The following is a 22,636-nucleotide window of genomic DNA, read 5'->3' on the forward strand; positions in this document are numbered from 1 at the left end:
CCGGGCCGAAGCGGGGGTCTGGGGGCGGCAGCCCCCAGGGACGGGACGGGAAGGGGCGGCGGGGGCAAAGAAACACCCCGCTCACCCCCCTCAGCCCAGCCTCGACTCCAGTTCCGCCACGATCTCGTTGACCCCGACCGCCGTCTGCTCCCCGGACTCCATGTCCTTGAGCTGGACGACACCCTCGGCGAGGTCACGCTCACCGGCGACGATCGTGTAACGGGCGCCACTGCGGTTGGCGTTCTTCATCGCGCCCTTCAGCCCCTTGGCGCCGTAGGAGAAGTCGGCCGCGATTCCCACCTTGCGCAGCTCGGTGACCTTGGCGAACAGCACCCGTCGGGCATCCTCGCCGAGCGGAACCGCGAACACGCTGGTGGCGGAAGGGAGTTCGAGCTCGACGCCCTCCGCCTCCAGCGCCAGCACCGTACGGTCGACGCCCAGCGCCCAGCCGACGGACGGCAGCGCGGGACCGCCGATCATCTCGGACAGACCGTCGTAGCGGCCGCCGCCGCCCACGGCGGACTGGGAACCCAGACCGTCGTGGACGAACTCGAAGGTGGTGCGGGTGTAGTAGTCCAGGCCGCGCACCAGCTTCGGGTCGTCCTCGAAGGAGACGCCCGCCGCGGTGATCAGCTCGCGCACCTCCTCGTGGTACGCCTTGCAGGCGTCGCAGAGGTAGTCGCGCAGCAGCGGGGCGTCGGTCAGCTGCTTCTGGACGTCGGGACGCTTGTCGTCGAGGACGCGCAGCGGGTTGATGTCCGCGCGGCGCAGGGTGTCCTCGTCGAGGTCGAGACCGCGCAGGAAGTCCTGCAGGGCGGCCCGGTACACCGGACGGCACTCCTTGTCGCCCAGGCTGTTCAGCAGGATCCGGAAGTTCCTGAGCCCCAGCGAGCGGTACGCCTGGTCCGCCAGGATGATCAGCTCGGCGTCCAGCGCCGGGTCCTCCGCACCGATCGCCTCGGCACCGACCTGGGAGAAGTGGCGGTAACGGCCCTTCTGGGGGCGCTCGTAGCGGTAGTACGAGCCGGAGTACCAGAGCTTGACGGGGAGGTTGCCCGTCTTGTGGAGGTTGGCCTCAAGGGCGGCCCGCAGGACGGACGCCGTGCCCTCGGGGCGCAGGGCGAGCTGGTCGCCGCCCTTGGTCTCGAAGGCGTACATCTCCTTCGTCACGATGTCGGTCGACTCACCGACACCGCGCGCGAACAGTTCGACGTTCTCGAAGCCGGGCGTCTCGATGTAGCCGTAGCCGGAGGTGCGCAGGGGCGCGGCGATCGCCTCGCGGACGGCCAGGAACCTGGCGCTGTCCGGCGGGATCAGGTCGTACGTGCCCTTGGGGGCCTTGAAGGTGCTCACGGAAGGTCTCTCGTCACATTCCTCGTCGGGGAGCGGGATTCGACGCCGCGCCGCGATCTTGGCGGCCTGCGGCCACTTGCCGCAGATACGGGTTGGTGGCGCGCTCCTGGCCGATGGTCGTCTGGGGGCCGTGGCCCGACAGCACCACGGTCGAGTCCTCGAGCGGCAGGCACACGCGGGCCAGCGAGTCGAGCATCTCGGCCATGTCACCGCCGGGCAGGTCGGTGCGTCCGATGGAGCCGGCGAAGAGCAGATCGCCCGAGAAGAAGACCGACGGGATGTCAGCCGTCTCGGGCATCCCGAAGGTCACCGACCCCTTGGTATGGCCGGGCGCGTGGGCGACGGACAGCTCCATGCCCGCCAGCTCCAGCTTCACGCCGTCGGTCAGTTCGCGGACGTCGTCCGGCTCCCCCACGGTCAGCTCGCCCATCAGCTGCGTCCCGATGGAGCGGCCGAGACCCATCGACGGGTCGGTCATCATGTACCGGTCCTCGGGGTGGATCCACGCCGGTACGCCGTGTGCGCCGCACACCGGGACGACCGAGGCCACGTGATCGATGTGGCCGTGGGTGAGGACGACGGCGACGGGCTTGAGCCGATGCTTCTTCAGCGTCTCCTCGACTCCCTGGGCGGCCTGGTGGCCCGGGTCGATGATCACGCACTCCTCACCGGCGGCGGGGGCGACGAGATAACAGTTCGTCCCCCAGGCCCCGGCGGGGAACCCGGCAATGAGCACGATCGTCCTTCGTTTGTGTCGATACGGGTGGGCTGTTCGGCGACTGCGCCTGTGGTCAGAGCCTACCGGCGCTGCCGATTCCTCAGCGAACCCATATACGGTACGGGGCACACGCAGGCGGTCGGCTCACAAGACGCACGCGTCCCAGCAGGCGTACGAGACGCATGAGGAGAGAACTCGGTGGTCACCCAGGAACAGCGGAAGCGGCAGCTCGCGCGGGAGAAGTTCTTGCGGCAGCAGCAGCGACGCACGGACGCTCGACGCAAGGCGCGCATGCGCAACTCGGTGATCGCGTCGGTGCTCGGCGTGGTCGTGATCGGCAGCGTCGCGCTGTACACGACCGGCGCCCTCAAGGACGACGACAAGACCAACGCGAGCTCCGAGACGACCCCGAGCGCGGCGCCGACCAGCAAGGCGCCGGACCCGTGCGAGAAGGCCGCCGCGGGCAAGGTCAAGACGGCGACCTGGAAGAAGGAGCCGGCGGTCACCATCGACAAGTCGGCGAAGTACACGATGAAGCTGGCGACGACGTGCGGTGAGATAGACATCGCGATGAAGACGTCGGCGGCCCCGCACACCGTCAACTCGTTCAGCTTCCTCGCCGGCAAGGGCTACTTCGACCACACCAAGTGCCACCGGCTCACCACCAGCGGCATCTACGTGCTGCAGTGCGGCGACCCGACCGGCTCCGGCAGCGGCGGCCCCGGCTACACGATCCCGGACGAGAACCTGAAGGACAAAAGCCTGAAGGACAACATCTACCCGGCGGGCACGGTCGCGATGGCAAACACCGGCCAGGCGCACACCGGCGGCAGCCAGTTCTTCCTGGTCTACCAGGACAGCCAGTTGCCGCCCAGCTACACACCGTTCGGCACGATTTCGGAGGCCGGCATGAAGGTGATGAAGAAGATCGCGGGCGCGGGCGAGAGCACCGGAGCGGGCGACGGAGCACCCAATGCAACGGTCGTCATCAACAAGGCAACTGTCACCAAATCCTGACCGCCAACTGCGAAATTTCGGTCGCGCGGGATGCGGACAGGCAACCCGCCGGTCGCCTATGTTGGCCGTGACGAAACTGTGGACGATGCTCGGGGGCGCTGAGGCCCTCGCAGGCATCATGTGGAGGAGGCGCTGTGAGCAGCGACCCGTGGGGCCGCGTCGACGAGACGGGGACCGTGTACGTGCGTACGGCCGACGGCGAGCAGGTCGTCGGTTCCTGGCAGGCCGGCTCTCCTGACGAGGCGCTGGCCTACTTCGAGCGCAAGTACGAGGGCCTGGTTGTCGAGATCGGCCTCCTCGAGAAGCGAGTGAAGACCACCGACCTGTCGGCGAAGGACGCGCAGGCCGCGATCGACCACATTCGGGAGCAGGTCGACGCCCACCACGCGGTTGGCGACCTGGACGCCCTGCGGGTCCGGCTGGACAAGCTCGTGGAGACCGTCGAGAAGCGGCGCGAGGAGCGCAAGCAGCAGCGCGCCAAGCAGTCCGACGAGGCGCGTCACGCCAAGGAGGCGCTGGTCACCGAGGCGGAGGAGCTGGCGCAGTCGGACCAGTGGCGGGCGGCCGGTGAGCGGCTGCGGGCGCTGGTGGACACCTGGAAGGGCCTGCCGCGCCTGGACCGCAAGTCGGACGACGAACTGTGGCACCGCTTCTCGCACGCGCGCTCGGCGTTCTCCAAGCGTCGCAAGGCGCACTTCGCGTCGCTGGACGCGCAGCGCGAGGAGGCCCGCAGGACCAAGGAGCGCCTGGTCGGCGAGGCCGAGGTACTGTCCGGTTCGACGGACTGGGGTCCGACGGCCGCGCGCTACCGCGAGCTGATGGCGGAGTGGAAGGCCGCGGGCCGTGCCCAGCGCGAGCACGAGGACGACCTGTGGAACCGCTTCCGCGGCGCCCAGGACGTCTTCTTCGCCGCCCGCAGCTCGGTCTTCGCCGAACGGGACGCCGAGCAGTCGGAGAACCTGAAGCTGAAGGAGGAGCTGGCCGAGGAGGCCGAGAAGCTCCTGCCGATCGGCGACCTGAAGAGCGCCCGCGCCGCCTTCCGCTCGCTCAACGAGCGCTGGGAGGCCATCGGCCACGTCCCGCGTGACGCACGGCCGAAGGTCGAGGGCCGGATGCACGCGGTCGAGCGGGCCCTGCAGGAGGCCGAGGAGACCGAGTGGCGCCGGACGAACCCGGAGGCACGCGCGCGTGCCGAGGGTCTGACCGGTCAGCTCCAGGCCGCGGTCGACAAGCTGAGGGGCCAGATCGAGCAGGCCCGGACCCAGGGCAACAACGCCAGGGCCGACAAGCTCGAGAAGGAGCTGGCGGGCCGCGAGGCTCTGCTGGAGCAGGCTCTGAAGGGGCTCCAGGAGTTCGGCGGCTGAGCCTTACGGACATAAGCCTTCACGGACGGTAGGCCTTCACGGACGTAGGCCTTCACGGACAAACGCAGAGGGGCTCCCGTACCTTGCCGGTACGGGAGCCCCTCTGCGTATGCGGCGCTTGTGCTACCTGCTGCGCGCCGACGTCACCCGGTACACGTCGTACACGCCCTCGACTCCCCTGACCGCCTTCAGAACGTGCCCGAGGTGCTTCGGGTCGCCCATCTCGAAGGTGAAGCGGGACGTGGCGACGCGGTCGCGGGAGGTCTGGACGGCCGCGGAGAGGATGTTGACGTGCTGGTCGGACAGGACGCGCGTGACGTCCGACAGGAGCCGGGAGCGGTCCAGTGCCTCGACCTGGATGGCGACGAGGAAGACCGAGGACTGGGTGGGCGCCCACTCGACCTCGAGGATGCGCTCGGGCTCGCGGGACAATGAGTCCACGTTCACGCAGTCGCTGCGGTGAACCGATACGCCACTACCGCGTGTGACGAATCCTATGATCGGGTCGCCGGGGACGGGCGTACAGCAGCGGGCGAGCTTGACCCACACGTCGTCGACGCCCTTGACCACGACACCCGGGTCGGTGCTGGTGCGGCGCTTGCGGCCGCGACCGCGGGACGGCGGGACCGACTCGTCGATCTCCTCGGTGGCCGCCTCCTCGCCACCGAGCGCCTGGACGAGCTTCTGCACGACGTTCTGTGCGGAGACGTGTCCCTCGCCGATCGCCGCGTACAGCGCGGAGATGTCCGGGTAGCGCATCTCGTGGGCCAGCGTCACGAGCGAGTCGCCGGTCAGGATGCGCTGGATCGGCAGGTTCTGTTTGCGCATCGCGCGGACGATGGCGTCCTTGCCCTGCTCGATCGCCTCGTCGCGCCGCTCCTTGGAGAACCAGGCCCGGATCTTGTTGCGGGCGCGCGGCGACTTCACGAAGTTCAGCCAGTCGCGGGACGGTCCGGCGCCGGCCGCCTTGGACGTGAAGACCTCCACCAGGTCGCCGTTGTCCAGGGTCGATTCCAGCGGTACGAGGCGTCCGTTGACGCGGGCTCCTATGGTGCGGTGGCCCACCTCGGTGTGCACCGCGTACGAGAAGTCCACGGGCGTGGCACCGGCCGGCAGCGCTATCACATCGCCCTTGGGGGTGAAGACGAAGACCTCGTTGCGCGACAGGTCGAAGCGCAGGGACTCGAGGAACTCGCCGGGGTCCTCGGTCTCCTTCTGCCAGTCGAGGAGCTGCCGCAGCCACGCCATGTCGTTGAGGTGGTCGTCCTTGCCGGTGGTCCTCGGCTGGTCCGAACGCACCTTGGAGGCGCCGGCGACGGCCTCCTGCTTGTACTTCCAGTGCGCGGCGATGCCGTACTCGGCGCGGCGGTGCATGTCGAACGTACGGATCTGGAGTTCGACCGGCTTGCCGTTGGGTCCGATGACCGTCGTGTGCAGCGACTGGTACATGTTGAACTTGGGCATCGCGATGTAGTCCTTGAACCGCCCCGGAACCGGGTTCCAGCGGGCGTGCACGGTGCCCAGCGCCGCATAGCAGTCGCGGACGGTGTCCACCAGGACGCGGATGCCCACCAGGTCGTAGATCTCCGCGAAGTCACGGCCGCGGACGATCATCTTCTGGTAGACGCTGTAGTAGTGCTTCGGGCGGCCGGTGACGGTCGCCTTGATGCGGGCGGCGCGCAGGTCGGACTGCACCTCGTCGGTCACTATGGCGAGGTACTCGTCGCGCTTGGGGGCGCGCTCGGCGACGAGGCGGACGATCTCGTCGTACATCTTGGGGTAGAGGATCGCGAAGGCGAGGTCCTCCAGCTCCCACTTGATGGTGTTCATGCCCAGCCGGTGGGCTAGCGGCGCGTAGATCTCAAGGGTCTCGCGCGCCTTCTTCTCCTGCTTCTCGCGCTTGAGGTAGCGCATGGTGCGCATGTTGTGCAGGCGGTCGGCGAGCTTGATGACCAGGACGCGCGGGTCCTTGGCCATCGCCACGACCATCTTGCGCACGGTCTCGGCCTGCGCGGCCTCGCCGAACTTGACCTTGTCCAGCTTGGTGACGCCGTCGACGAGGAGGGCGACGGAGTCACCGAAGTCGCGGCGCAGTTGGTCGAGGCCGTACTCGGTGTCCTCGACGGTGTCGTGCAGGAGGCCGGCCATGAGGGTGGCGGGGTCCATGCCGAGCTCGGCGAGGATCGTGGTCACCGCGAGCGGGTGCGTGATGTACGGGTCGCCGCTCTTGCGCTTCTGGCCGCGGTGCCAGCGCTCGGCGACCTGGTAGGCCTGCTCGATCTGCCGGAGCGTGGCTGTCTCGATCTTGGGGTCGTTGCTGCGGACTATCCGCAGCAACGGCTCGAGGACCGGGTTGTACGGGTTGGAGCGCTGCACACCGAGACGGGCGAGGCGGGCGCGGACGCGGTTGGAGGAGCCGGTGCGGGCGGGCTGGCCCGCGGTGGGGCGGACCGCCGGCGAGTTGGTGGGCCGCTGGGCCGGAGCCGGAGGGGCGGGCGGGACGGGCTTGGGACGCGTCTGCTCGGCCGACTTGTCGACGGGCGCGGACTGGGCGTGCTCGACCGGCCCGCGGGTGTCGTTCTTCGCGTTGTTCGCATGCGGCGCGGGCTTCGCCGTGGCGTCCGAGGCGGACTCGGGCTTGGCGGCGGTGAGTGGCTGGGCCTCGTCTGGCAAGAGGGCTCCTCGTGCGCGATCCGGGTCCCCCGGTCAGGCTCCGGACACCCCATGGTAGCGATCCTTTGCCTGAGGATCGCCTTCAGGCCACTGTGAGGACCGTCAACCGGAGAAACACGAGAGGCGGGCACCGGATTCCTCCGGGCCCGCCTTCGCGGTGCCGGCACGTCACGCGCGCCTTGTGTGCCGGTGCTCAGACCTTGAGCAGCGCCTCCAGCGGGGCGCCGGCGAGGGCCGGCTCCAGGCGGGCGCGGCCGCCGAGGAAGCCCAGCTCCATCAGGACGGCGAGGCCCGCGACCTCGGCGCCCGCCCGGCGGATGAGCTGGATCGACGCCTCGGCGGTGCCGCCGGTGGCGAGGACGTCGTCGACGACCAGGACGCGGTCGCCCGCGGTCAGGTCCTCGGCGTGTACCTCGATCTCGGCGGAGCCGTACTCCAGGTCGTACGCCTGGCTGAGGGTGGCTCCGGGGAGCTTGCCCGCCTTGCGCACGGGGATGAAGCCGAGCCCGGCGCGAACGGCGACGGGGGCGCCGAGGATGAAGCCGCGGGCCTCCAGGCCGACGATCTTCGTGGCGCCGGCGTCCGTGGCGAGAGCGGCGAGGGCGTCGGTGAGTGCGGTGAACGCCGCCGGGTCCGCCAGGAGCGGGGTGATGTCCTTGAACATCACGCCCGGCTCCGGGTAGTCCGGCACATCACGGATGCGGCTGAGCAGCAGTGCCGTGATGTCGGTGAGCTCGGTCATCGGCGCTTCCCGGAGGGTCGGCCGCGGCCGCGGTTGCGGGACGCGGGCTGGGTGCGCGGGCCGACGACCGCCGGCGCCGCGTCCTCCGGCTCGTCGTCGAACGGCTCGTCGGCGGCCTCGTTCTCCAGCGGCTCGCCCTTGGCGGCGGCCTGGGCGCGCTTGGCGAGCACGCGCTTCTTGAGGGCCTTCATCTGCGGCTCGCGCTCCTTGAGGTCGGCGACGAGCGGCGTGGCGATGAAGATCGAGGAGTACGCACCGGCCGCGAGGCCGACGAACAGCGACAGCGAGATGTCGTTGAGCATGCCGGCGCCGAGGACACCGCCACCGATGAACAGCAGGGCGGCCACCGGCAGCAGCGCGACCACCGTGGTGTTGACGGACCGGACCAGGGTGCTGTTGATCGAGCGGTTGGCGATGTCGCTGTACGTCCAGCGGGTCTGTTTGGTGATGTCCTTGGTCTGCTCCTTGAGGCTGTCGAAGACGACGACCGTGTCGTAGAGCGAGTAACCGAGAATGGTCAGCAGACCGATCACCGTGCCCGGTGTGACCTCGAAGCCGACGAGGGCGTAGATGCCGACCGTGATGGTGATGTCGTGGATCAGCGCGATGAACGCGGCGAGCGCCATGCGCCACTCGAAGGCGATCGCCAGATAGATCACGACCAGGACGAGGAAGATGCCCAGGCCCTGCCAGGCCTTGTTGGCGACCTGATCACCCCAGCTGGGGCCGACCAGGTCGGCGTTGATCTGCTCGCTGTCGACCTTGAGGTCCTTGGCGAGCTCCTGCTTGATCTGGCCGGACGTGTCCGTGTCGATGCCCGCGAGCTGGATGCGCAGGCTGCCGTCGCCGAGCTTCTGGACGATCGCGTCGTGCCCGGAGGCCTCTTCCGCGTACGTCTCCGCCTGCGACACCGAGACACTGGTGTTCTTCGGGGTGGTGAAGACGGCACCGCCCTCGAACTCGATGCCCATGTTCAGGCCGCGCACCGCCAGGCCGACGATGGCCGTGATGGTGATCAGGATCGAGAGGCCGTACCAGAGCTTGCGGTTGCCGACGAAGTCGTAGCCGACCTCGCCACGGTGCAGTCGGGCGCCGAGGTTGCCGAGCTTCGACATCTCACGCCTCCTTCGGGTCGACAGGGCCGGCGGCAGGCTGGACGGGACGGCGGGTTCGGCGCAGCGGGGGCTTGGCGCCCAGCCGCTTGGGGTCGAGGCCGGACCAGCTGTGACCGCTCGAGAAGAACTTGCTGCGCGCGACGAGCGTCAGCAGCGGCTTGGTGAACAGGAAGACCACCACCACGTCGAGGAGGGTGGTCAGGCCGAGCGTGAAGGCGAAGCCCTGGACCTTGCCGACGGTGACGATGAAGAGCACCGCCGCGGCGAGGAACGACACGAAGTCGGAGACCAGGATGGTGCGCCGGGCGCGCGGCCAGGCCCGCTCGACGGCGGGGCGCAGTGTGCGGCCCTCGCGGATCTCGTCCCGGACGCGTTCGAAGTACACGATGAACGAGTCCGCTGTGATGCCGATCGCGACGATGGCACCACACACGGCCGGGAGGTTGAGCGCGAAGCCGATGCCCGGGCCGAGCAGCGCCATGATCACGTAGGTGAGGGCCGCGGAGATCAGCAGCGAGGCGACGGCGATGAGTGCCAGGCCGCGGTAGTAGGCCACCAGGTAGATGACGACCAGGGCGAGGCCGATGGCTCCGGCGATCAGACCGGCCTTCAGCTGCTCGCCACCGAGCGCGGCGGTCACCGTGGTGACGCTGTCCTCCTTGAAGGTCAGCGGCAGGGCGCCGTACGACAGCATGTTGGCGAGGCTCTGGGCCGACTCCTGGTTGAAGTTGCCGGAGATCTCCGCGCTGCCGCCGGTCAGCGCCTGGCTGACGGACGGGTCGGAGACCACGTCGCCGTCGAGGACGATGGCGAACTGGTTCTGCGGGGACTGGTTCTGGGCCAGTTTGCCGGTGATGTCGCCGAACTTCTTGGCGCCGCCGTCCGTGAAGTCCATGGTGACGGTCCAGCCGGCGCCGGTCGTCGTATTGAGGACGGCCTTTGCCTCGTCCACGTCGGTGCCGTCGACCTCGGCCGGGCCCAGGACGTACTTCTGCCACTGGCCCTGCGAGTTCTGGCCGCAGGCCACGGTGGAGTCGGCGGGCTTGGCGCCGTCACCGGCCTTGGCACGGGCCGTCGCGTCGGTGCAGTCGAGGGCGGCGTACTGGGCCTCGAGCTTGGTGGCCGCCGCGCTGGAGTCGCTGCTGCTCGCGGACGGGGAGGCGGAGGCACTCGCGGAGGCCGAGGCGCTCGTCGACGGCGTGGGGTCGGCCTTCAGGGCGTCGGTGAGCGCGCGGCCCTGCGAGGTGGACGTCGCCGACGGGGTGGTGGAGCTGGAGGGAGAGGACGACGAGGTCGCCTTGTCCGTGGCCTTGTCGCTGCCCGACGCGCTGCTGGAGGCGCTCGGCGACGGGCTGGCCGTAGCGGCGGCGCCCGAGACCTCGGTGGCGATGACCGGCCGGAAGTACAGCTTGGCGGTGGTGCCGACCTGCTTCTGGGCCTCCTCGGAGTTCGTACCCTTGGGGATGTTGACGATGATGTTCCGCTCGCCCTGGGTCTGAACCTCGGCCTCCGAGACGCCAAGACCGTTGACACGGCGGTTCATGATGTCGACCGCGGTGTCCATGTTGGTCTTGTTGATCGCGGATTCCTGGCCGGCCTCGGGGACCGCCCGGAGCGTGATGCTCGTACCACCGGCAAGGTCGATGCCGAGACGCGGAGTGGTGTGCCCGGAGAGGAACATTCCTCCGGTGAGCGCCACGATGGCGATCAGGATGAGGGCCAGCGAGCGCCATGGCTTGCTCTGGGCACTCGCGCTCCGGCCCTTCTTAGGTGCTGCCACCTTCTCGTACTCCCTCTCGGGCCGCCTCGCGCCGGATCGGCGGGCGGGCGGCCATGACATGGTGTCGGGATCCCGTGCGAGCTGTGCACGTTCCGGGGCGCGCGGAGGCGGCCCACGCGCCCCGGAATGCGGTTACTTCGCCTCGGAGTCGCCGTCGGTCTTCTTCGGCTCCTCGTCCGTCTTCGCCTCGGCGGCCTCGGCCTCGGCCTCGGCCTCGGTGTCGGCCGGGGTCTCGGCGGGCTCCTCGGCCGTGTCCTTCTTGCCGAGGTCGACGGGCTTGTCGTCGGAAGCGTCGGCGGCGGGCTCGTCGGTCTCGGTGAGGGAGGAGGCGTCGTCCGGGACGACGTCGGAGTCGGACTTCAGGTCGTGCTCGACGCCGTGGACGATGCGGTTGTACTCGTCGTCCGAGAGGACGGAGCCGATGGCGTTCTTCGCGAAGAGAAGCTCGACGCCCGGACCGGCATCGACGAGGACCGTGTCCTCATTGACTTCCTTGACCGTCGCGTACATGCCCCCGATGGTGCGGACGCCGCTGCCGGGCTGGATGTCGTTCCGCATCTGCGCGGCCTGCTGTTGCTTCCGCTTGGCCGAGCGGGTCATCAGGAACATGGCCCCGATGAGCACGATGAACGGGAGGAGGGTCACGAGACTCACGGGTCGGTACTTCCTTCACGTGACCGCGATGGTGAGCGGCCTGATGGTTGGGGGTATGTACACCGCCGACAAAGGCGGCATCGGCGGAGTCTAAGCGAGTCCGCGCGCAAGGAACAACGCTCAGCATGGCACCAGGGTTCCTGACCCGGCCAGCACCTTCGCCGTCACGCCCCGAACAGGTCCCCTTGTCCGTTTCCGGTGGCCGTGGAGCGGGGCGGGGTGAGGCCCAGATGCGCCCAGGCGGCGGGCGTGCCGACCCGTCCGCGCGGGGTCCGGGCGAGCAGGCCCTCCCGTACGAGGAACGGTTCGGCGACCTCCTCCACGGTCTCGCGCTCCTCCCCCACGGCGACGGCGAGCGTCGACAGGCCGACCGGGCCGCCGCCGAACAGCTTCAGCAGCGCCTCCAGCACCGCGCGGTCGAGACGGTCCAGCCCGCGGTCGTCGACCTCGTAGACCGCGAGGGCCGCCTTGGCGATGTCGCGCGTGATCAGGCCGTCGGCCTTGACCTGGGCGTAGTCGCGCACGCGGCGCAGCAGACGGTTGGCGATACGGGGCGTGCCCCGGGAACGGCCGGCGATCTCGGCGGCGCCGTCGGCCTCGATCTCCACGTCGAGCAGGTTCGCCGAGCGGTGGATGACGCGCTCCAGCTCCACGGGCTCGTAGAACTCCATGTGCGCGGTGAAGCCGAAGCGGTCGCGCAGCGGGGGCGGCAGCAGACCCGCGCGCGTGGTGGCGCCGACCAGGGTGAAGGGGGGCAGTTCGAGGGGGATGGCGGTGGCGCCGGGGCCCTTGCCGACGATGACGTCGACGCGGTAGTCCTCCATCGCCATGTAGAGCATCTCCTCGGCGGGCCGGGACATGCGGTGGATCTCGTCGAGGAAGAGGACCTCGCCCTCCTGGAGGGAGGAGAGGATCGCGGCGAGATCGCCGGCGTGCTGGATCGCGGGGCCGCTGGTGATGCGGATCGGGGCGTTCATCTCGGCCGCGATGATCATCGACAGGGTGGTCTTGCCGAGGCCGGGGGCACCGGAGAGCAGCACGTGGTCGGCGGTGGCGCCCCGCGCGCGTGCGGCGCGCAGGACGAGGTCGAGCTGTTCGCGGACCTTCTCCTGGCCGATGAACTCGCCCAGGTCCTTGGGACGCAGGGCGGCCTCGACGGCCTGGTCCTCACGGTCGGCGACAGAGTCCACCAGCCGCTCGGCGGCGGGGGTGTCGGTCGTGTCGTCCCAGTTCACTGAGATCTCCTAGCTGGGTGGCGCAGGTCGGTCAGCGGGCGCGGTTCAGGGTCTGCAGGGCCGCCCTGAGGAGCTGACCGACCTGCGGCGCGCCCTCGGCGGCCTCGGCCTGGGGTGCCACCGCGGACACCGCTTCGTCGGCCTCGCGGGTCGCGTAACCGAGGCCGATCAGGGCGGCGTGCAGCTGGTCGCGCCAGCCGGAGGTGACCGCCGTACCGATGGCGGGCGCGCCGACCGGCTCGCCGAGGCGGTCCTTCAGCTCCAGGAGCAGCTTCTGGGCGCCCTTCTTGCCGATGCCGGGGACGGCGATCAGCGTCTTCTCGTCGCCGGTGGAGACGGCCCGGCGCAGGGTGTCCGGGGAGTGCACGGCGAGCATCGCCTGGGCGAGTCTCGGGCCGACGCCGCTCGCGGTCTGCAGCAGCTCGAAGGTCTGCCGCTCGTCGTCGTCCGCGAAGCCGTACAGGGTCAGCGAGTCCTCGCGGACCACGAGGGACGTGGCCAGTTTGGTCTGCTGGCCCATGCGCAGCCCGGAGAGCGTGTTCGGCGTGCACTGGACGGCGATGCCGATCCCGCCCACCTCGACCACCGCGGAGTCGGGGGCGAGGGCGGCGACCGGACCGCTGACGAAGGCGATCATGCCGTACGGCCTTTCGATGCGTGCAGGGCGACGGCCTGCTGGAGTCGGTTCTGGGCGGGGGCGCGCCAGATGTGGCAGATGGCGAGCGCGAGGGCGTCGGCGGCGTCGGCGGGCTTCGGCGGCGCGTCGAGCCGCAGCAGGCGGGTGACCATGGCGCCGACCTGGGCCTTGTCGGCACGTCCGCTGCCCGTGACGGCGGCCTTGACCTCGCTCGGGGTGTGCAGGACGACGGGGATGCCGCGGCGGGTGGCGCACAGCATGGCGACGGCGCTGGCCTGGGCGGTGCCCATCACCGTACGGACGTTGTGCTGGCTGAACACCCGCTCCACGGCGACGCATTGGGGCCGGTGCTCGTCCAGCCACTGCTCGATGCCCTGCTCGATGGCGACGAGGCGCTGCCCCAACTCGGCGTCCGCCGGTGTCCGTACGACACCGACGCCGAGCATGGTGAGCGGCCGGCCCGCGACCCCCTCGACCACACCGACTCCGCACCGCGTGAGTCCGGGGTCCACCCCGAGTACGCGCACCCGCGCCCCCTCCTTCGATCGCCTGTTTGTGCAGGCTATCGGGTGCCACCGACAACGGCTGCCGGCAACACCGGCAAAGCGACGGGCCGACGGGGCGTGTCCCGTCGGCCCGTTGAGACCGTTCCGCGCGCGGCAGCGTTACGCGTCGACCTTCTCCATGACCTCGTCGCTGACGTCGAAGTTGGCGAAGACGTTCTGCACGTCGTCGCTGTCCTCGAGCGCGTCGATCAGCTTGAAGATCTTCTTGGCGCCCTCCTCGTCCAGCTCGACCTGCATGGTCGGGACGAAGTTGGCGTCGGCGGAGTCGTAGTCGATGCCGGCGTCCTGGAGGGAGGTGCGGACCGCGACCAGGTCGGTGGCCTCGCTGATGACCTCGAAGGACTCACCGAGGTCGTTGACCTCCTCGGCGCCCGCGTCCAGGACGGCGCCGAGCACGTCGTCCTCGCCGAGCTCGCCCTTGGGGACGATGACGACGCCCTTGCGGTTGAAGAGGTACGACACCGAGCCCGGGTCGGCCATGGAGCCGCCGTTGCGGGTCATGGCGACGCGGACGTCGGAGGCGGCGCGGTTGCGGTTGTCGGTGAGGCACTCGATGAGCACCGCGACACCGTTCGGGCCGTAACCCTCGTACATGATCGTCTCGTAGTCGGCGCCACCGGCCTCGAGACCGCCGCCGCGCTTGACCGCGGAGTCGATGTTCTTGTTCGGGACCGACGACTTCTTCGCCTTCTGGATGGCGTCGTAGAGAGTCGGGTTGCCCTCGATGTCGACGCCGCCCATCCGGGCCGCGACCTCGATGTTCTTGATCAGCTTCGCGAAGAGCTTGCCGCGTTTGGCGTCGATCACGGCCTTCTTGTGCTTCGTCGTAGCCCATTTAGAGTGGCCGGACATCTGCCTGTCTCCTTCGCGTAACCCAACTCCGTACGAACGCCAGAGATCCTACAAGGACTCCGCTGCCCGGTTCGCGCGCACCATGTCGACGAACAGGGAGTGCACGCGGTGGTCGCCGGTCAGTTCCGGGTGGAACGACGTGGCGAGTGCGTTGCCCTGGCGGACCGCGACGATGTGGCCCTCGTGCTCGGCGAGCACCTCGGTCTCGGCACCCACGGACTCGACCCAGGGGGCGCGGATGAAGACGCCCTCCACAGGATCGCCCGCAATGCCACGCACGTCTATCGCGGCTTCGAAGGATTCGTTCTGACGTCCGAAGGCGTTGCGGCGCACGATCATGTCGATGCCGCCGATGGTCTCCTGGCCCGAGCGCGGGTCGAGGATCTTGTCGGCGAGCATGATCATGCCGGCGCAGCTGCCGTACACCGGCATACCGTCCCGCACGCGCGCGCGGAGCGGCTCCATCACGCCGAACAGGACGGCCAGCTTGGAGATGGTGGTGGACTCGCCGCCGGGAATGACGAGGCCGTCCACCTCGGCGAGCTCCTCGGGGCGCCGCACCGGCCTGGCCACGGCGTCGGCCGCGGCCAGGGCGATGAGGTGCTCCCGTACGTCGCCCTGGAGAGCCAGGACGCCTATGACAGATGCGTCAGTCATGTAAGTGCAGTCCTGTCCTGTCCTGTCCTCAGAGGGTGACTTACCAGCCGCGGTTGGCGTAGCGCTCGGTCTCGGGGAGGGTGTCGCAGTTGATGCCGACCATGGCCTCGCCGAGGTTGCGGGACGCGTCCGCGATGATCTTCGGGTCGTCGTAGAAGGTGGTCGCCTTCACGATGGCGGCGGCGCGCTTGGCCGGGTCGCCGGACTTGAAGATGCCCGAGCCGACGAAGACGCCCTCGGCACCGAGCTGGCGCATGAGCGCGGCGTCGGCGGGGGTGGCGACGCCACCGGCGGAGAACAGCACGACCGGGAGCTTGCCGAGCTCGGCGACCTCCTTGACGATCTCGTACGGGGCGCGCAGCTCCTTGGCGGCGGCGTACAGCTCGTTGTTGTCGTAGCCGCGCAGGCGGGCGATCTCGTTCTTGATCTGGCGCAGGTGGCGGACCGCCTCGACGACGTTGCCGGTGCCGGCCTCGCCCTTGGAGCGGATCATCGCGGCGCCCTCGGCGATGCGGCGCAGGGCCTCGCCCAGGTTGGTGGCACCGCAGACGAAGGGGGTGGTGAACGCCCACTTGTCGGAGTGGTTGACCTCGTCGGCCGGGGTGAGGACCTCGGACTCGTCGATGTAGTCGACGCCGAGGGACTGCAGGACCTGGGCCTCGACGAAGTGGCCGATGCGGGACTTGGCCATGACCGGGATCGAGACGGCCTCGATGATCTCTTCGATCATGGTGGGGTCGGACATCCGGGCCACGCCGCCGTCCTTGCGGATGTCGGCGGGCACGCGCTCCAGGGCCATGACGGCGACGGCGCCCGCGTCCTCGGCGATCTTCGCCTGCTCGGCGTTGACGACGTCCATGATCACACCGCCCTTGAGCTGCTCGGCCATGCCGCGCTTCACGCGCGCGGTGCCGGTCTCGGGGGTCTGGTTCTCGGAGAGCGTGCTGGACACGGGTGACCTCGCTGAAGTGAAAGAGGGATCTGCAGCACCGAGGAAACGTGACCGGAACAGTCCACAGCAAGGGCCAATGCAGAGGCGGTGGATCGTTTTCCGGCCACGGGCCGACGAGACTGGCTTACGCCGGGCGATCGGCCAGTGCCGCCGGCGGCTCGTCGTCCATCTCGAACGCCAGCGGGAACGGCGCGTGTCCCGCCAGCCGGAACCAGCGCACCTTGCGATGCCGGCGCAGCGCCCGGGCCGCCCGTACGGAGTCGTTGTGGAAGCGCCGGGCCATCGGCACCCTGCGCACCGCCTCGGTCAGCTCCCGGGTGGCCTGCTCTCCCCCGGGCGCCTCCCGAACCGCCTCCACCTGCTGCGGCTCGGCGAACACGGCTCGCAACGCCTGACTCAGCTCGCTCTCGGCGACCTCCCGCTGCTCCTCCTCGGCCTGCCGGGCGGCGTGCGCCGCCTCGTACAGGACGATCGAGGCGGCCGGGTCGAGCACTCCGGAGGTGGCCAGTTCCTGGGCCACCGAGGCGCGGCGCAGCAGCTGGGCGTCGAGCCCGGCGCGCGAGGCGTCGATGCGGGCGTGCAGCCGGTCGAGCCGTCCGGCCGTCCAGCTCAGGTAGAGCGCCGATCGCGACCAGCGCGACAAGGATCCAGATCAGGGTTGCGGTCACGGGCGGCAAGGCTACCGGTGCGCTCCGCTGGGCTTGGCGGGGTGTCGTGCGGGGCGTTGGTGGCGGCGTGGCTGGGGGCTGCCGCCCCCAGACCCCCGCTTCGGCCCTGAAGGGGCCTCGTCCTCAAACGCCGGACGGGCTGAGATGGCCTGGACCGGCGATGACAGATGCGCTCCAAGGACGCGTCAGTCCCGCGCCAGCCCCAACCGCGCCCGCAACCCCGTCGCCCGCTCGTCGTAGGCCGCGGCGACCGCCGCCGTGCCGGACGTCACCGTCTCGTACACGGACAGGATGTCCGCGCCGACCGTGGACCAGTCGAACCGCCGTACGTGCGCGCTGCCGCGCTCACGCAGCTCCGCCAGCCGTGCCGGGTCCCCGAGCAGTCGTACGGCGGCCGTGGCGAGCGCGTCCGCGTCCTCGTTGGCGAACAACTCGCCCGCCGCGCCCCGGTCCAGCACCTGTGCGAAGGCGTCCAGGTCCGAGGCGAGCACCGGGGCCCCAGCCGACATCGCCTCGACCAGGATGATCCCGAAGCTCTCGCCGCCGGTGTTGGGAGCGACGTACAGGTCGACACTGCGCAGCAGACGGGCCTTGTCCTCGTCGCTGACCATGCCGAGGAACTCGACGCGCGGACGGAGCTCGGCCGGCAGCGACTCGACGGCCTCCTCCTCGTCGCCGCGCCCGGCGACGAGCAGCCGGGTCTGCGGGCGCTCGGCGAGGATCTTCGGCAGGGCCTTCATCAGCACCGGCAGCCCCTTGCGAGGCTCGTCGATGCGGCCGATGAAGCCGATCGTGTCGCCCTGCCACTCGGGATTGGGCTCGGCCCTGACGAAGAAGTCGACGTCGACCCCGTTCGGGATCACCACCGCGTCACCGCCGAGGTGTTCGACGAGCGTGCGACGGGCGTACTCGCTCACGGCGATCCGCGCGCTGATCTTCTCCAGGGCGGCCTGGAGGATCGAGTACGCGGCGACCATGGCCCGGGAGCGCGGGTTCGAGGTGTGGAAGGTGGCGACGATCGGGCCCTGCGCGGCCCAGCACGCCAGCAGGCCGAGGGAGGGCGAGGCCGGCTCGTGGATGTGGATGACGTCGAACTCGCCGTCGTGCAGCCAGCGCCGCACCCGCGCCGCCGACAGGAAGCCGAAGTTCAGCCGGGCCACCGAGCCGTTGTACGGCACCGGCACCGCGCGGCCGGCCGAGACGACGTACGGCGGCAGCGGGGTGTCGTCGTCGGCCGGGGCGAGGACGGACACCTCGTGGCCGAGGCGGATGAAGTACTCGGCGAGATCGCGGATGTGGAACTGGACGCCACCGGGCACGTCCCAGGAGTACGGGCAGACGATGCCGATCCTCACGCGGTCCCCCCGGAGGGCGAACGCGCGGGGTCGAGATCCTTGAGCCACAAACGCTGCAGCATGTGCCAGTCCTCCGGATGGTCGGCGATCCCGGTGGCGAAGGCATCGGCCAGCGCCTGTGCCATGACAGACGTCTTCTCGGCCCGCGTACCTGTCTCGTGGACCTCGATCGGGGGATGCACCCGGCCCTTCATGACGGGCGAGTTGTCGTACCAGAGCGTGACCGGCAGCAGCAGCGCGCCGGTCTGCTGGGCGAGCAGCGCCGGGCCGGCCGGGATCCGGGTGGTCTCGCCGAAGAACTCGACCTCGACGCCGGAGGAGGACAGGTCCCGCTCGGCGACCAGGCAGACCAGGCCGCCGTCGCGCAGTCGCCGGGCCAGCGTGCCGAAGGCGGTGCCGCCGCTGTGCGGCAGGACCTCCATGCCGAGGCCCTCGCGGTAGGCGACGAAACGGTCGTAGAGCGTCTCCGGCTTGAGGCGTTCGGCGACCGTGGTGAACGGCGTGTTCAGCGTGGTGGTGACCCAGGCGCCGGCCAGATCCCAGTTGGCCATGTGCGGCAGCGCGAGGACGACGCCCTTGCCGGCCGCGAGGCCGTCGGTGAGGTGGTGCAGGTCCTTGGCCTCGAAGCCGTTCCTGACGCGCTCGGCGCTCCAGGCGGGGAGCCGGAAGGACTCCATCCAGTAGCGCAGATACGAGCGCATGCCGGCCCGCGAGAGCTCGGCGAGGCGTTCGGGGCTCGCGTCGGGCACCACGCGCGCGTAGTTGCTCTCCAGCCGCTGGACGCCCTTGCCGCGCCGCTTCCAGGCGAGGTCGGCGATGCTGCGGCCCAGGCGCACGGCGACCGGCTCGGGGAGCTTCTTGACCACGCCCCAGCCGAGGCCGTACAGCGCGTCGGTGACCCGCTCCTGGGCGCTCACTTCGCCGCCTCGCTCCCCTGGGTCTCCGGCTTCTCCTGCTGCTGTTCCTGGGCGGCTGCCGCCTCCGCCTCGGCGGATTCGCGGCGGACCGTGACCACCCGCTGGATCAGCGTGACCAGGCTGCCGACGGCCACGATCCACAGGGCGATCGGCAGCAGGTACTGGATACCGGGTACGCCGAACTTGTGCAGGCCCGCGAGCCCGGCCAGGACCAGGGCGATCACCAGGCGTTCGGCGCGCTCGACGAGTCCGTTGACGGCGACCGGGAGGCCGATCGACTCGCCGCGGGCCTTGGTGTACGACACCACCTGGCCGCTGGCCAGGCAGAAGATCGAGACGGCGCACAGGACGTTGTCGTCGCCGTGTCCGGCGTACCAGAGGGCGAAGCCGCCGAAGACGGCGCCGTCGGCGACCCGGTCGAGCGTGGAGTCCAGGAAGGCGCCCCAGCGGCTGGTGCGGCCCAGCTGGCGGGCCATGTTCCCGTCGACGAGGTCGGAGAACACGAACAACGTGATCACGACCGTGCCCCAGAAGAACTCGCCCATGGGATAGAAGACCAGCGCGCCCGCGACCACACCGGCGGTGCCGAGGAGGGTCACCGTGTCGGGGCTGACGCCCCGCCGGATGAGAAACGCGGCGAACGGTGTGAGGACACGCGTGAAGAATGCACGCGCGTACTTGTTCAGCATGGCCTTCCCGAGGTTCGGTGTGGCCGAGCGGCCCCTGCTGGCCACCGGCTGGCCCATCGTAGCCACGCGCGCGTGTGGGCGGTGTCCGGGACCGTCAGCCCGTGTCACGGCCCGACGACGTCCGGGTCACGGCGGGATCTCGTGGCCCGTGTCATGGCCGAGCGGCGGGATCGCGTCCGCCGTATGGACGCACCGTGACGGGAGTGGAAAGCTCGAAGAACACCGCGGGCGTCGCCGGAGCCGCCACCGCTGGGGGTGCCCCCGGACGAAGTCCGGGGGAGGGTCCGCGTGTCCGCGCCCACAGTGACCTCACCGTGCACGGGAGGCAAGGCCATGGGCGACAAGGCGAACGCACACCCCGGAGCCGCCGGCAGGGCAACGGCGGCCGACCAACCCGCGTCCGTACGGAATGTGGTGCTGGTCGGCCACTCCGGATCGGGCAAGACGACATTGGTGGAGGCTCTCGCACTAGCGACGGGAGCGGTGAACCGGGCGGGCCGCGTGGAGGACGGCGGCACCGTCTCCGACTACGACGAGATCGAGCATCGGCAGCAACGCTCGGTGCAGCTCTCCCTGGTCCCCGTCGAATGGGACGGGTACAAGATCAATCTTCTCGACACCCCCGGATACGCCGACTTCGTCGGAGAACTGAGGGCCGGTCTGCGAGCGGCGGACGCGGCCCTCTTCGTCGTCTCGGCCTCCGACGGGGTGGACGGCTCGACGCGCATGGTGTGGGAGGAGTGCGCGGCCGTCGGCATGCCGAGGGCGATCGTCGTCACACACCTGGAGTCCGCCCGGGCGAACTTCGAGGACATGACGCGGATCTGCGCGGAGGCCTTCGGCGGCGACGACCCCGACGCCGTTCTGCCCCTGTATCTGCCGCTGCACGGCCCGCCGGCCCCGGACGGGCACGCGCCCGTGACCGGGTTGATCGGGCTGCTGTCGCAGCAGCTGTTCGACTACTCGTCCGGGGAGCGCAAGGAGTCGGAGCCGGGCGAGGACCAGCTGCCGCTGATCGAGGAGGCCCGCAACCGGCTGATCGAGGGGATCATCTCGGAGAGCGAGGACGAGACCCTGATGGACCGCTATCTCGGCGGCGAGCAGATCGACGTCAAGACGCTGATCGAGGACCTGGAGCGGGCCGTCGCGCGCGGGGTCTTCTTCCCGGTCCTGGCCGCCGCTCCCGCGGCCGAGGGCGCCCGGCAGGGGCTCGGCACGGTCGAGCTCCTCGAACTGATCACCCGCGGCTTCCCGACCCCCCTGGAGCGCGAGGCACCGAGAGTCACCACGGTCGACGGAAAGCCGCGTGAGCTGAAGCTGTGCGACCCGGACGGGCCGCTGGTCGCGGAGGTCGTGAAGACGTCGTCCGACCCGTACGTCGGCCGGGTCTCCCTGGTGCGGGTCTTCTCGGGCACCCTGCACCCGGACGAGACCGTGCACGTCTCCGGCCACGGTCTCGCCGACCGGGGGCACGAGGATCACGACGTCGACGAGCGGATCGGCGCGCTGTCCGCCCCGTTCGGCAAACAGCAGCGGGTGCTCACCCGCTGCATCGCCGGAGACCTCGCGTGCGTGGCGAAACTCGGCCGCGCGGAGACCGGGGACACCCTCTCGGCCAAGAACGACCCGCTGCTCATGGAGCCGTGGGAGATGCCCGACCCGCTGCTGCCGCTCGCCATCCAGGCGCACAGCAAGGCGGACGAGGACAAGCTCTCGCAGGGCCTGTCCCGGCTGGTCGCCGAGGACCCGACCATGCGGCTGGAACAGAACCAGGACACCCACCAGGTGGTGCTGTGGTGCCTGGGCGAAGCACATGCCGACGTCGCGCTTGAGCGGCTGCGCAACCGGTACGGCGTCCAGGTCGACGTCGTACCGCACAAGGTCTCCCTACGGGAGACGTTCGCGGCGAAGTCGGCGGGCCGGGGCCGCCATGTGAAGCAGTCCGGCGGCCACGGGCAGTACGCCATCTGCGAGATCGAGGTGGAGCCGCTGCCGGGCGGCTCGGGCATCGAGTTCGTGGACAAGGTCGTCGGCGGGGCCGTGCCGCGCCAGTTCATCCCGTCCGTCGAGAAGGGCGTAAGGGCCCAGGCCGCCAGGGGAGTTGCGGCCGGCCACCCGCTCCTCGACATCCGGGTCACGCTGCTGGACGGCAAGGCGCACTCCGTGGACTCCTCCGACGCCGCGTTCCAGACGGCCGGCGCGCTGGCACTGCGGGAGGCGGCGGCCGACGCCAGGATCCATCTGCTGGAGCCGGTGGCCGAGGTGACCGTCCTGGTCGGCGACGACTACGTGGGCGCGGTGATGAGCGACCTGTCCGGCCGGCGCGGCCGGGTGCTCGGCACGGAACAGACCAGCGGCGGGCGGACGCTGGTGCGCGCGGAGGTGCCCGAGATCGAGATCGGGCGGTACGCCGTCGACCTGCGCTCCCTGTCCCACGGCACGGCCCGCTTCAGCCGCTCGTACGTCCGGCACGAGCCGATGCCTCCGCAGATCGCCGAAAGGGTCCGTGAAGAGGCGGGCAGCGCTTCGTAGTTGGACGTTCGCGGAACGCTCCCCTCCGCGTGGGCGGGCGGCTTCGGCCGTCCGCCCACGGCATGTTGGGCGTTTCGGGATGGGATGTTCTGCGTCCGCCGACGGATGTCCGTGCCTGCGGATACGCTGATGACCTGATCAACAGGTGTGCGAAGCAAGG

Annotated in this window: 19 protein-coding genes and 1 pseudogene; 3 read left to right on the forward strand and 17 right to left on the reverse strand. The window is 70.1% G+C overall.

Annotated elements, in window-relative coordinates:
* Nucleotides 1-90: 90 nt before the first annotated feature.
* Both hisS and QFZ76_RS10590 read right to left on the reverse strand, forming a co-directional pair.
* Nucleotides 91-1,353 (reverse strand): histidine--tRNA ligase, encoded by a 1,263-nt coding sequence (gene hisS, locus QFZ76_RS10585; protein ID WP_307673480.1) that lies wholly within the window; start codon nucleotides 1,351-1,353, stop codon nucleotides 91-93.
* Between the two features lie 13 nt (nucleotides 1,354-1,366).
* On the reverse strand, nucleotides 1,367-2,089 hold the full coding sequence (locus QFZ76_RS10590) for an MBL fold metallo-hydrolase (protein ID WP_307673481.1): 723 nt from the start codon (nucleotides 2,087-2,089) through the stop codon (nucleotides 1,367-1,369).
* Between the two features lie 180 nt (nucleotides 2,090-2,269).
* Between QFZ76_RS10590 and QFZ76_RS10595 the strand changes: the two genes are divergently transcribed.
* Nucleotides 2,270-3,088 carry a peptidylprolyl isomerase gene (locus QFZ76_RS10595; protein ID WP_307673482.1) on the forward strand — a complete coding sequence of 273 codons (819 nt, stop codon included), beginning with the start codon at nucleotides 2,270-2,272 and terminating at the stop codon, nucleotides 3,086-3,088.
* A gap of 134 nt (nucleotides 3,089-3,222) precedes the next feature.
* On the forward strand, nucleotides 3,223-4,452 hold the full coding sequence (locus tag QFZ76_RS10600) for a DUF349 domain-containing protein (RefSeq protein WP_307673483.1): 1,230 nt from the start codon (nucleotides 3,223-3,225) through the stop codon (nucleotides 4,450-4,452).
* A 123-nt stretch (nucleotides 4,453-4,575) separates the two neighbouring features.
* Here QFZ76_RS10600 and QFZ76_RS10605 read toward each other — a convergent pair whose 3' ends face one another.
* The 15 genes and pseudogenes from QFZ76_RS10605 to pgsA form a co-directional block, all read right to left on the reverse strand.
* Nucleotides 4,576-7,125: a bifunctional (p)ppGpp synthetase/guanosine-3',5'-bis(diphosphate) 3'-pyrophosphohydrolase gene (locus QFZ76_RS10605; protein WP_307673484.1), complete on the reverse strand. Its 2,550-nt coding sequence runs from the start codon at nucleotides 7,123-7,125 to the stop codon at nucleotides 4,576-4,578.
* A 193-nt stretch (nucleotides 7,126-7,318) separates the two neighbouring features.
* Nucleotides 7,319-7,867: an adenine phosphoribosyltransferase gene (locus QFZ76_RS10610; protein ID WP_307673485.1), complete on the reverse strand. Its 549-nt coding sequence runs from the start codon at nucleotides 7,865-7,867 to the stop codon at nucleotides 7,319-7,321.
* Nucleotides 7,864-8,982, reverse strand: coding sequence for a protein translocase subunit SecF (gene secF / locus QFZ76_RS10615; RefSeq protein WP_307673486.1), 1,119 nt, complete (start codon nucleotides 8,980-8,982; stop codon nucleotides 7,864-7,866). The genes QFZ76_RS10610 and secF overlap by 4 nt, the downstream gene beginning before the upstream one ends.
* A gap of 1 nt (nucleotide 8,983) precedes the next feature.
* On the reverse strand, nucleotides 8,984-10,762 hold the full coding sequence (gene secD, locus QFZ76_RS10620) for a protein translocase subunit SecD (protein WP_307673487.1): 1,779 nt from the start codon (nucleotides 10,760-10,762) through the stop codon (nucleotides 8,984-8,986).
* A gap of 132 nt (nucleotides 10,763-10,894) precedes the next feature.
* Nucleotides 10,895-11,416 (reverse strand): preprotein translocase subunit YajC, encoded by a 522-nt coding sequence (gene yajC / locus QFZ76_RS10625; RefSeq protein WP_307673488.1) that lies wholly within the window; start codon nucleotides 11,414-11,416, stop codon nucleotides 10,895-10,897.
* 164 nt (nucleotides 11,417-11,580) lie between these two features.
* Nucleotides 11,581-12,651 carry a Holliday junction branch migration DNA helicase RuvB gene (gene ruvB / locus QFZ76_RS10630; protein ID WP_307673489.1) on the reverse strand — a complete coding sequence of 357 codons (1,071 nt, stop codon included), beginning with the start codon at nucleotides 12,649-12,651 and terminating at the stop codon, nucleotides 11,581-11,583.
* Nucleotides 12,652-12,682: 31 nt separating this feature from the next.
* Complete coding sequence (gene ruvA, locus QFZ76_RS10635; protein WP_307673490.1) at nucleotides 12,683-13,288, reverse strand: Holliday junction branch migration protein RuvA; 606 nt, start codon at nucleotides 13,286-13,288, stop codon at nucleotides 12,683-12,685.
* Nucleotides 13,285-13,815, reverse strand: a complete 531-nt coding sequence (ruvC, locus tag QFZ76_RS10640; RefSeq protein ID WP_307673491.1) for a crossover junction endodeoxyribonuclease RuvC — start codon at nucleotides 13,813-13,815, stop codon at nucleotides 13,285-13,287. The genes ruvA and ruvC overlap by 4 nt, the downstream gene beginning before the upstream one ends.
* A gap of 138 nt (nucleotides 13,816-13,953) precedes the next feature.
* On the reverse strand, nucleotides 13,954-14,706 hold the full coding sequence (locus QFZ76_RS10645; RefSeq protein WP_307673492.1) for a YebC/PmpR family DNA-binding transcriptional regulator: 753 nt from the start codon (nucleotides 14,704-14,706) through the stop codon (nucleotides 13,954-13,956).
* Nucleotides 14,707-14,754: 48 nt separating this feature from the next.
* Nucleotides 14,755-15,363: a pyridoxal 5'-phosphate synthase glutaminase subunit PdxT gene (pdxT, locus tag QFZ76_RS10650; protein ID WP_266442943.1), complete on the reverse strand. Its 609-nt coding sequence runs from the start codon at nucleotides 15,361-15,363 to the stop codon at nucleotides 14,755-14,757.
* Between the two features lie 40 nt (nucleotides 15,364-15,403).
* A complete protein-coding gene (pdxS, locus tag QFZ76_RS10655; RefSeq protein WP_307673493.1) occupies nucleotides 15,404-16,315 on the reverse strand; it encodes a pyridoxal 5'-phosphate synthase lyase subunit PdxS in 912 nt (303 codons plus the stop codon).
* Nucleotides 16,316-16,439: 124 nt separating this feature from the next.
* A pseudogene (locus QFZ76_RS10660) lies at nucleotides 16,440-16,983 on the reverse strand (hypothetical protein).
* Between the two features lie 185 nt (nucleotides 16,984-17,168).
* Entirely contained in the window at nucleotides 17,169-18,338 is a 1,170-nt protein-coding gene (locus QFZ76_RS10665) for a glycosyltransferase family 4 protein (RefSeq protein ID WP_307673494.1), read from the reverse strand.
* Nucleotides 18,335-19,255: a phosphatidylinositol mannoside acyltransferase gene (locus QFZ76_RS10670; protein ID WP_307673495.1), complete on the reverse strand. Its 921-nt coding sequence runs from the start codon at nucleotides 19,253-19,255 to the stop codon at nucleotides 18,335-18,337. The genes QFZ76_RS10665 and QFZ76_RS10670 overlap by 4 nt, the downstream gene beginning before the upstream one ends.
* Nucleotides 19,252-20,001 (reverse strand): phosphatidylinositol phosphate synthase, encoded by a 750-nt coding sequence (gene pgsA / locus QFZ76_RS10675; RefSeq protein WP_307679981.1) that lies wholly within the window; start codon nucleotides 19,999-20,001, stop codon nucleotides 19,252-19,254. Before pgsA ends, QFZ76_RS10670 begins: the two co-directional genes overlap by 4 nt.
* Before the next feature lie 276 nt (nucleotides 20,002-20,277).
* Here pgsA and QFZ76_RS10680 point away from each other — a divergent pair, with 276 nt between their 5' ends.
* Entirely contained in the window at nucleotides 20,278-22,476 is a 2,199-nt protein-coding gene (locus tag QFZ76_RS10680; protein ID WP_307679982.1) for an elongation factor G-like protein EF-G2, read from the forward strand.
* The last annotated feature ends 160 nt before the right edge of the window (nucleotides 22,477-22,636 follow it).

The organism is Streptomyces sp. V4I2 (assembly GCF_030817655.1).
In the GTDB taxonomy this organism is placed as follows: Bacteria; Actinomycetota; Actinomycetes; order Streptomycetales; family Streptomycetaceae; genus Streptomyces; species Streptomyces plumbiresistens.

Bases quoted from the DNA above. Each gene is read 5' to 3' on its own strand.
- pdxT (WP_266442943.1), bottom strand. From the start codon at position 15,363: ATGACTGACGCATCTGTCATAGGCGTCCTGGCTCTCCAGGGCGACGTA.
- ruvA (WP_307673490.1), bottom strand. From the start codon at position 13,288: ATGATCGCCTTCGTCAGCGGTCCGGTCGCCGCCCTCGCCCCCGACTCC.
- QFZ76_RS10610 (WP_307673485.1), bottom strand. From the start codon at position 7,867: ATGACCGAGCTCACCGACATCACGGCACTGCTGCTCAGCCGCATCCGT.
- pgsA (WP_307679981.1), bottom strand. From the start codon at position 20,001: ATGGGCCAGCCGGTGGCCAGCAGGGGCCGCTCGGCCACACCGAACCTC.
- secF (WP_307673486.1), bottom strand. From the start codon at position 8,982: ATGTCGAAGCTCGGCAACCTCGGCGCCCGACTGCACCGTGGCGAGGTC.
- QFZ76_RS10680 (WP_307679982.1), top strand. From the start codon at position 20,278: ATGGGCGACAAGGCGAACGCACACCCCGGAGCCGCCGGCAGGGCAACG.
- QFZ76_RS10645 (WP_307673492.1), bottom strand. From the start codon at position 14,706: ATGTCCGGCCACTCTAAATGGGCTACGACGAAGCACAAGAAGGCCGTG.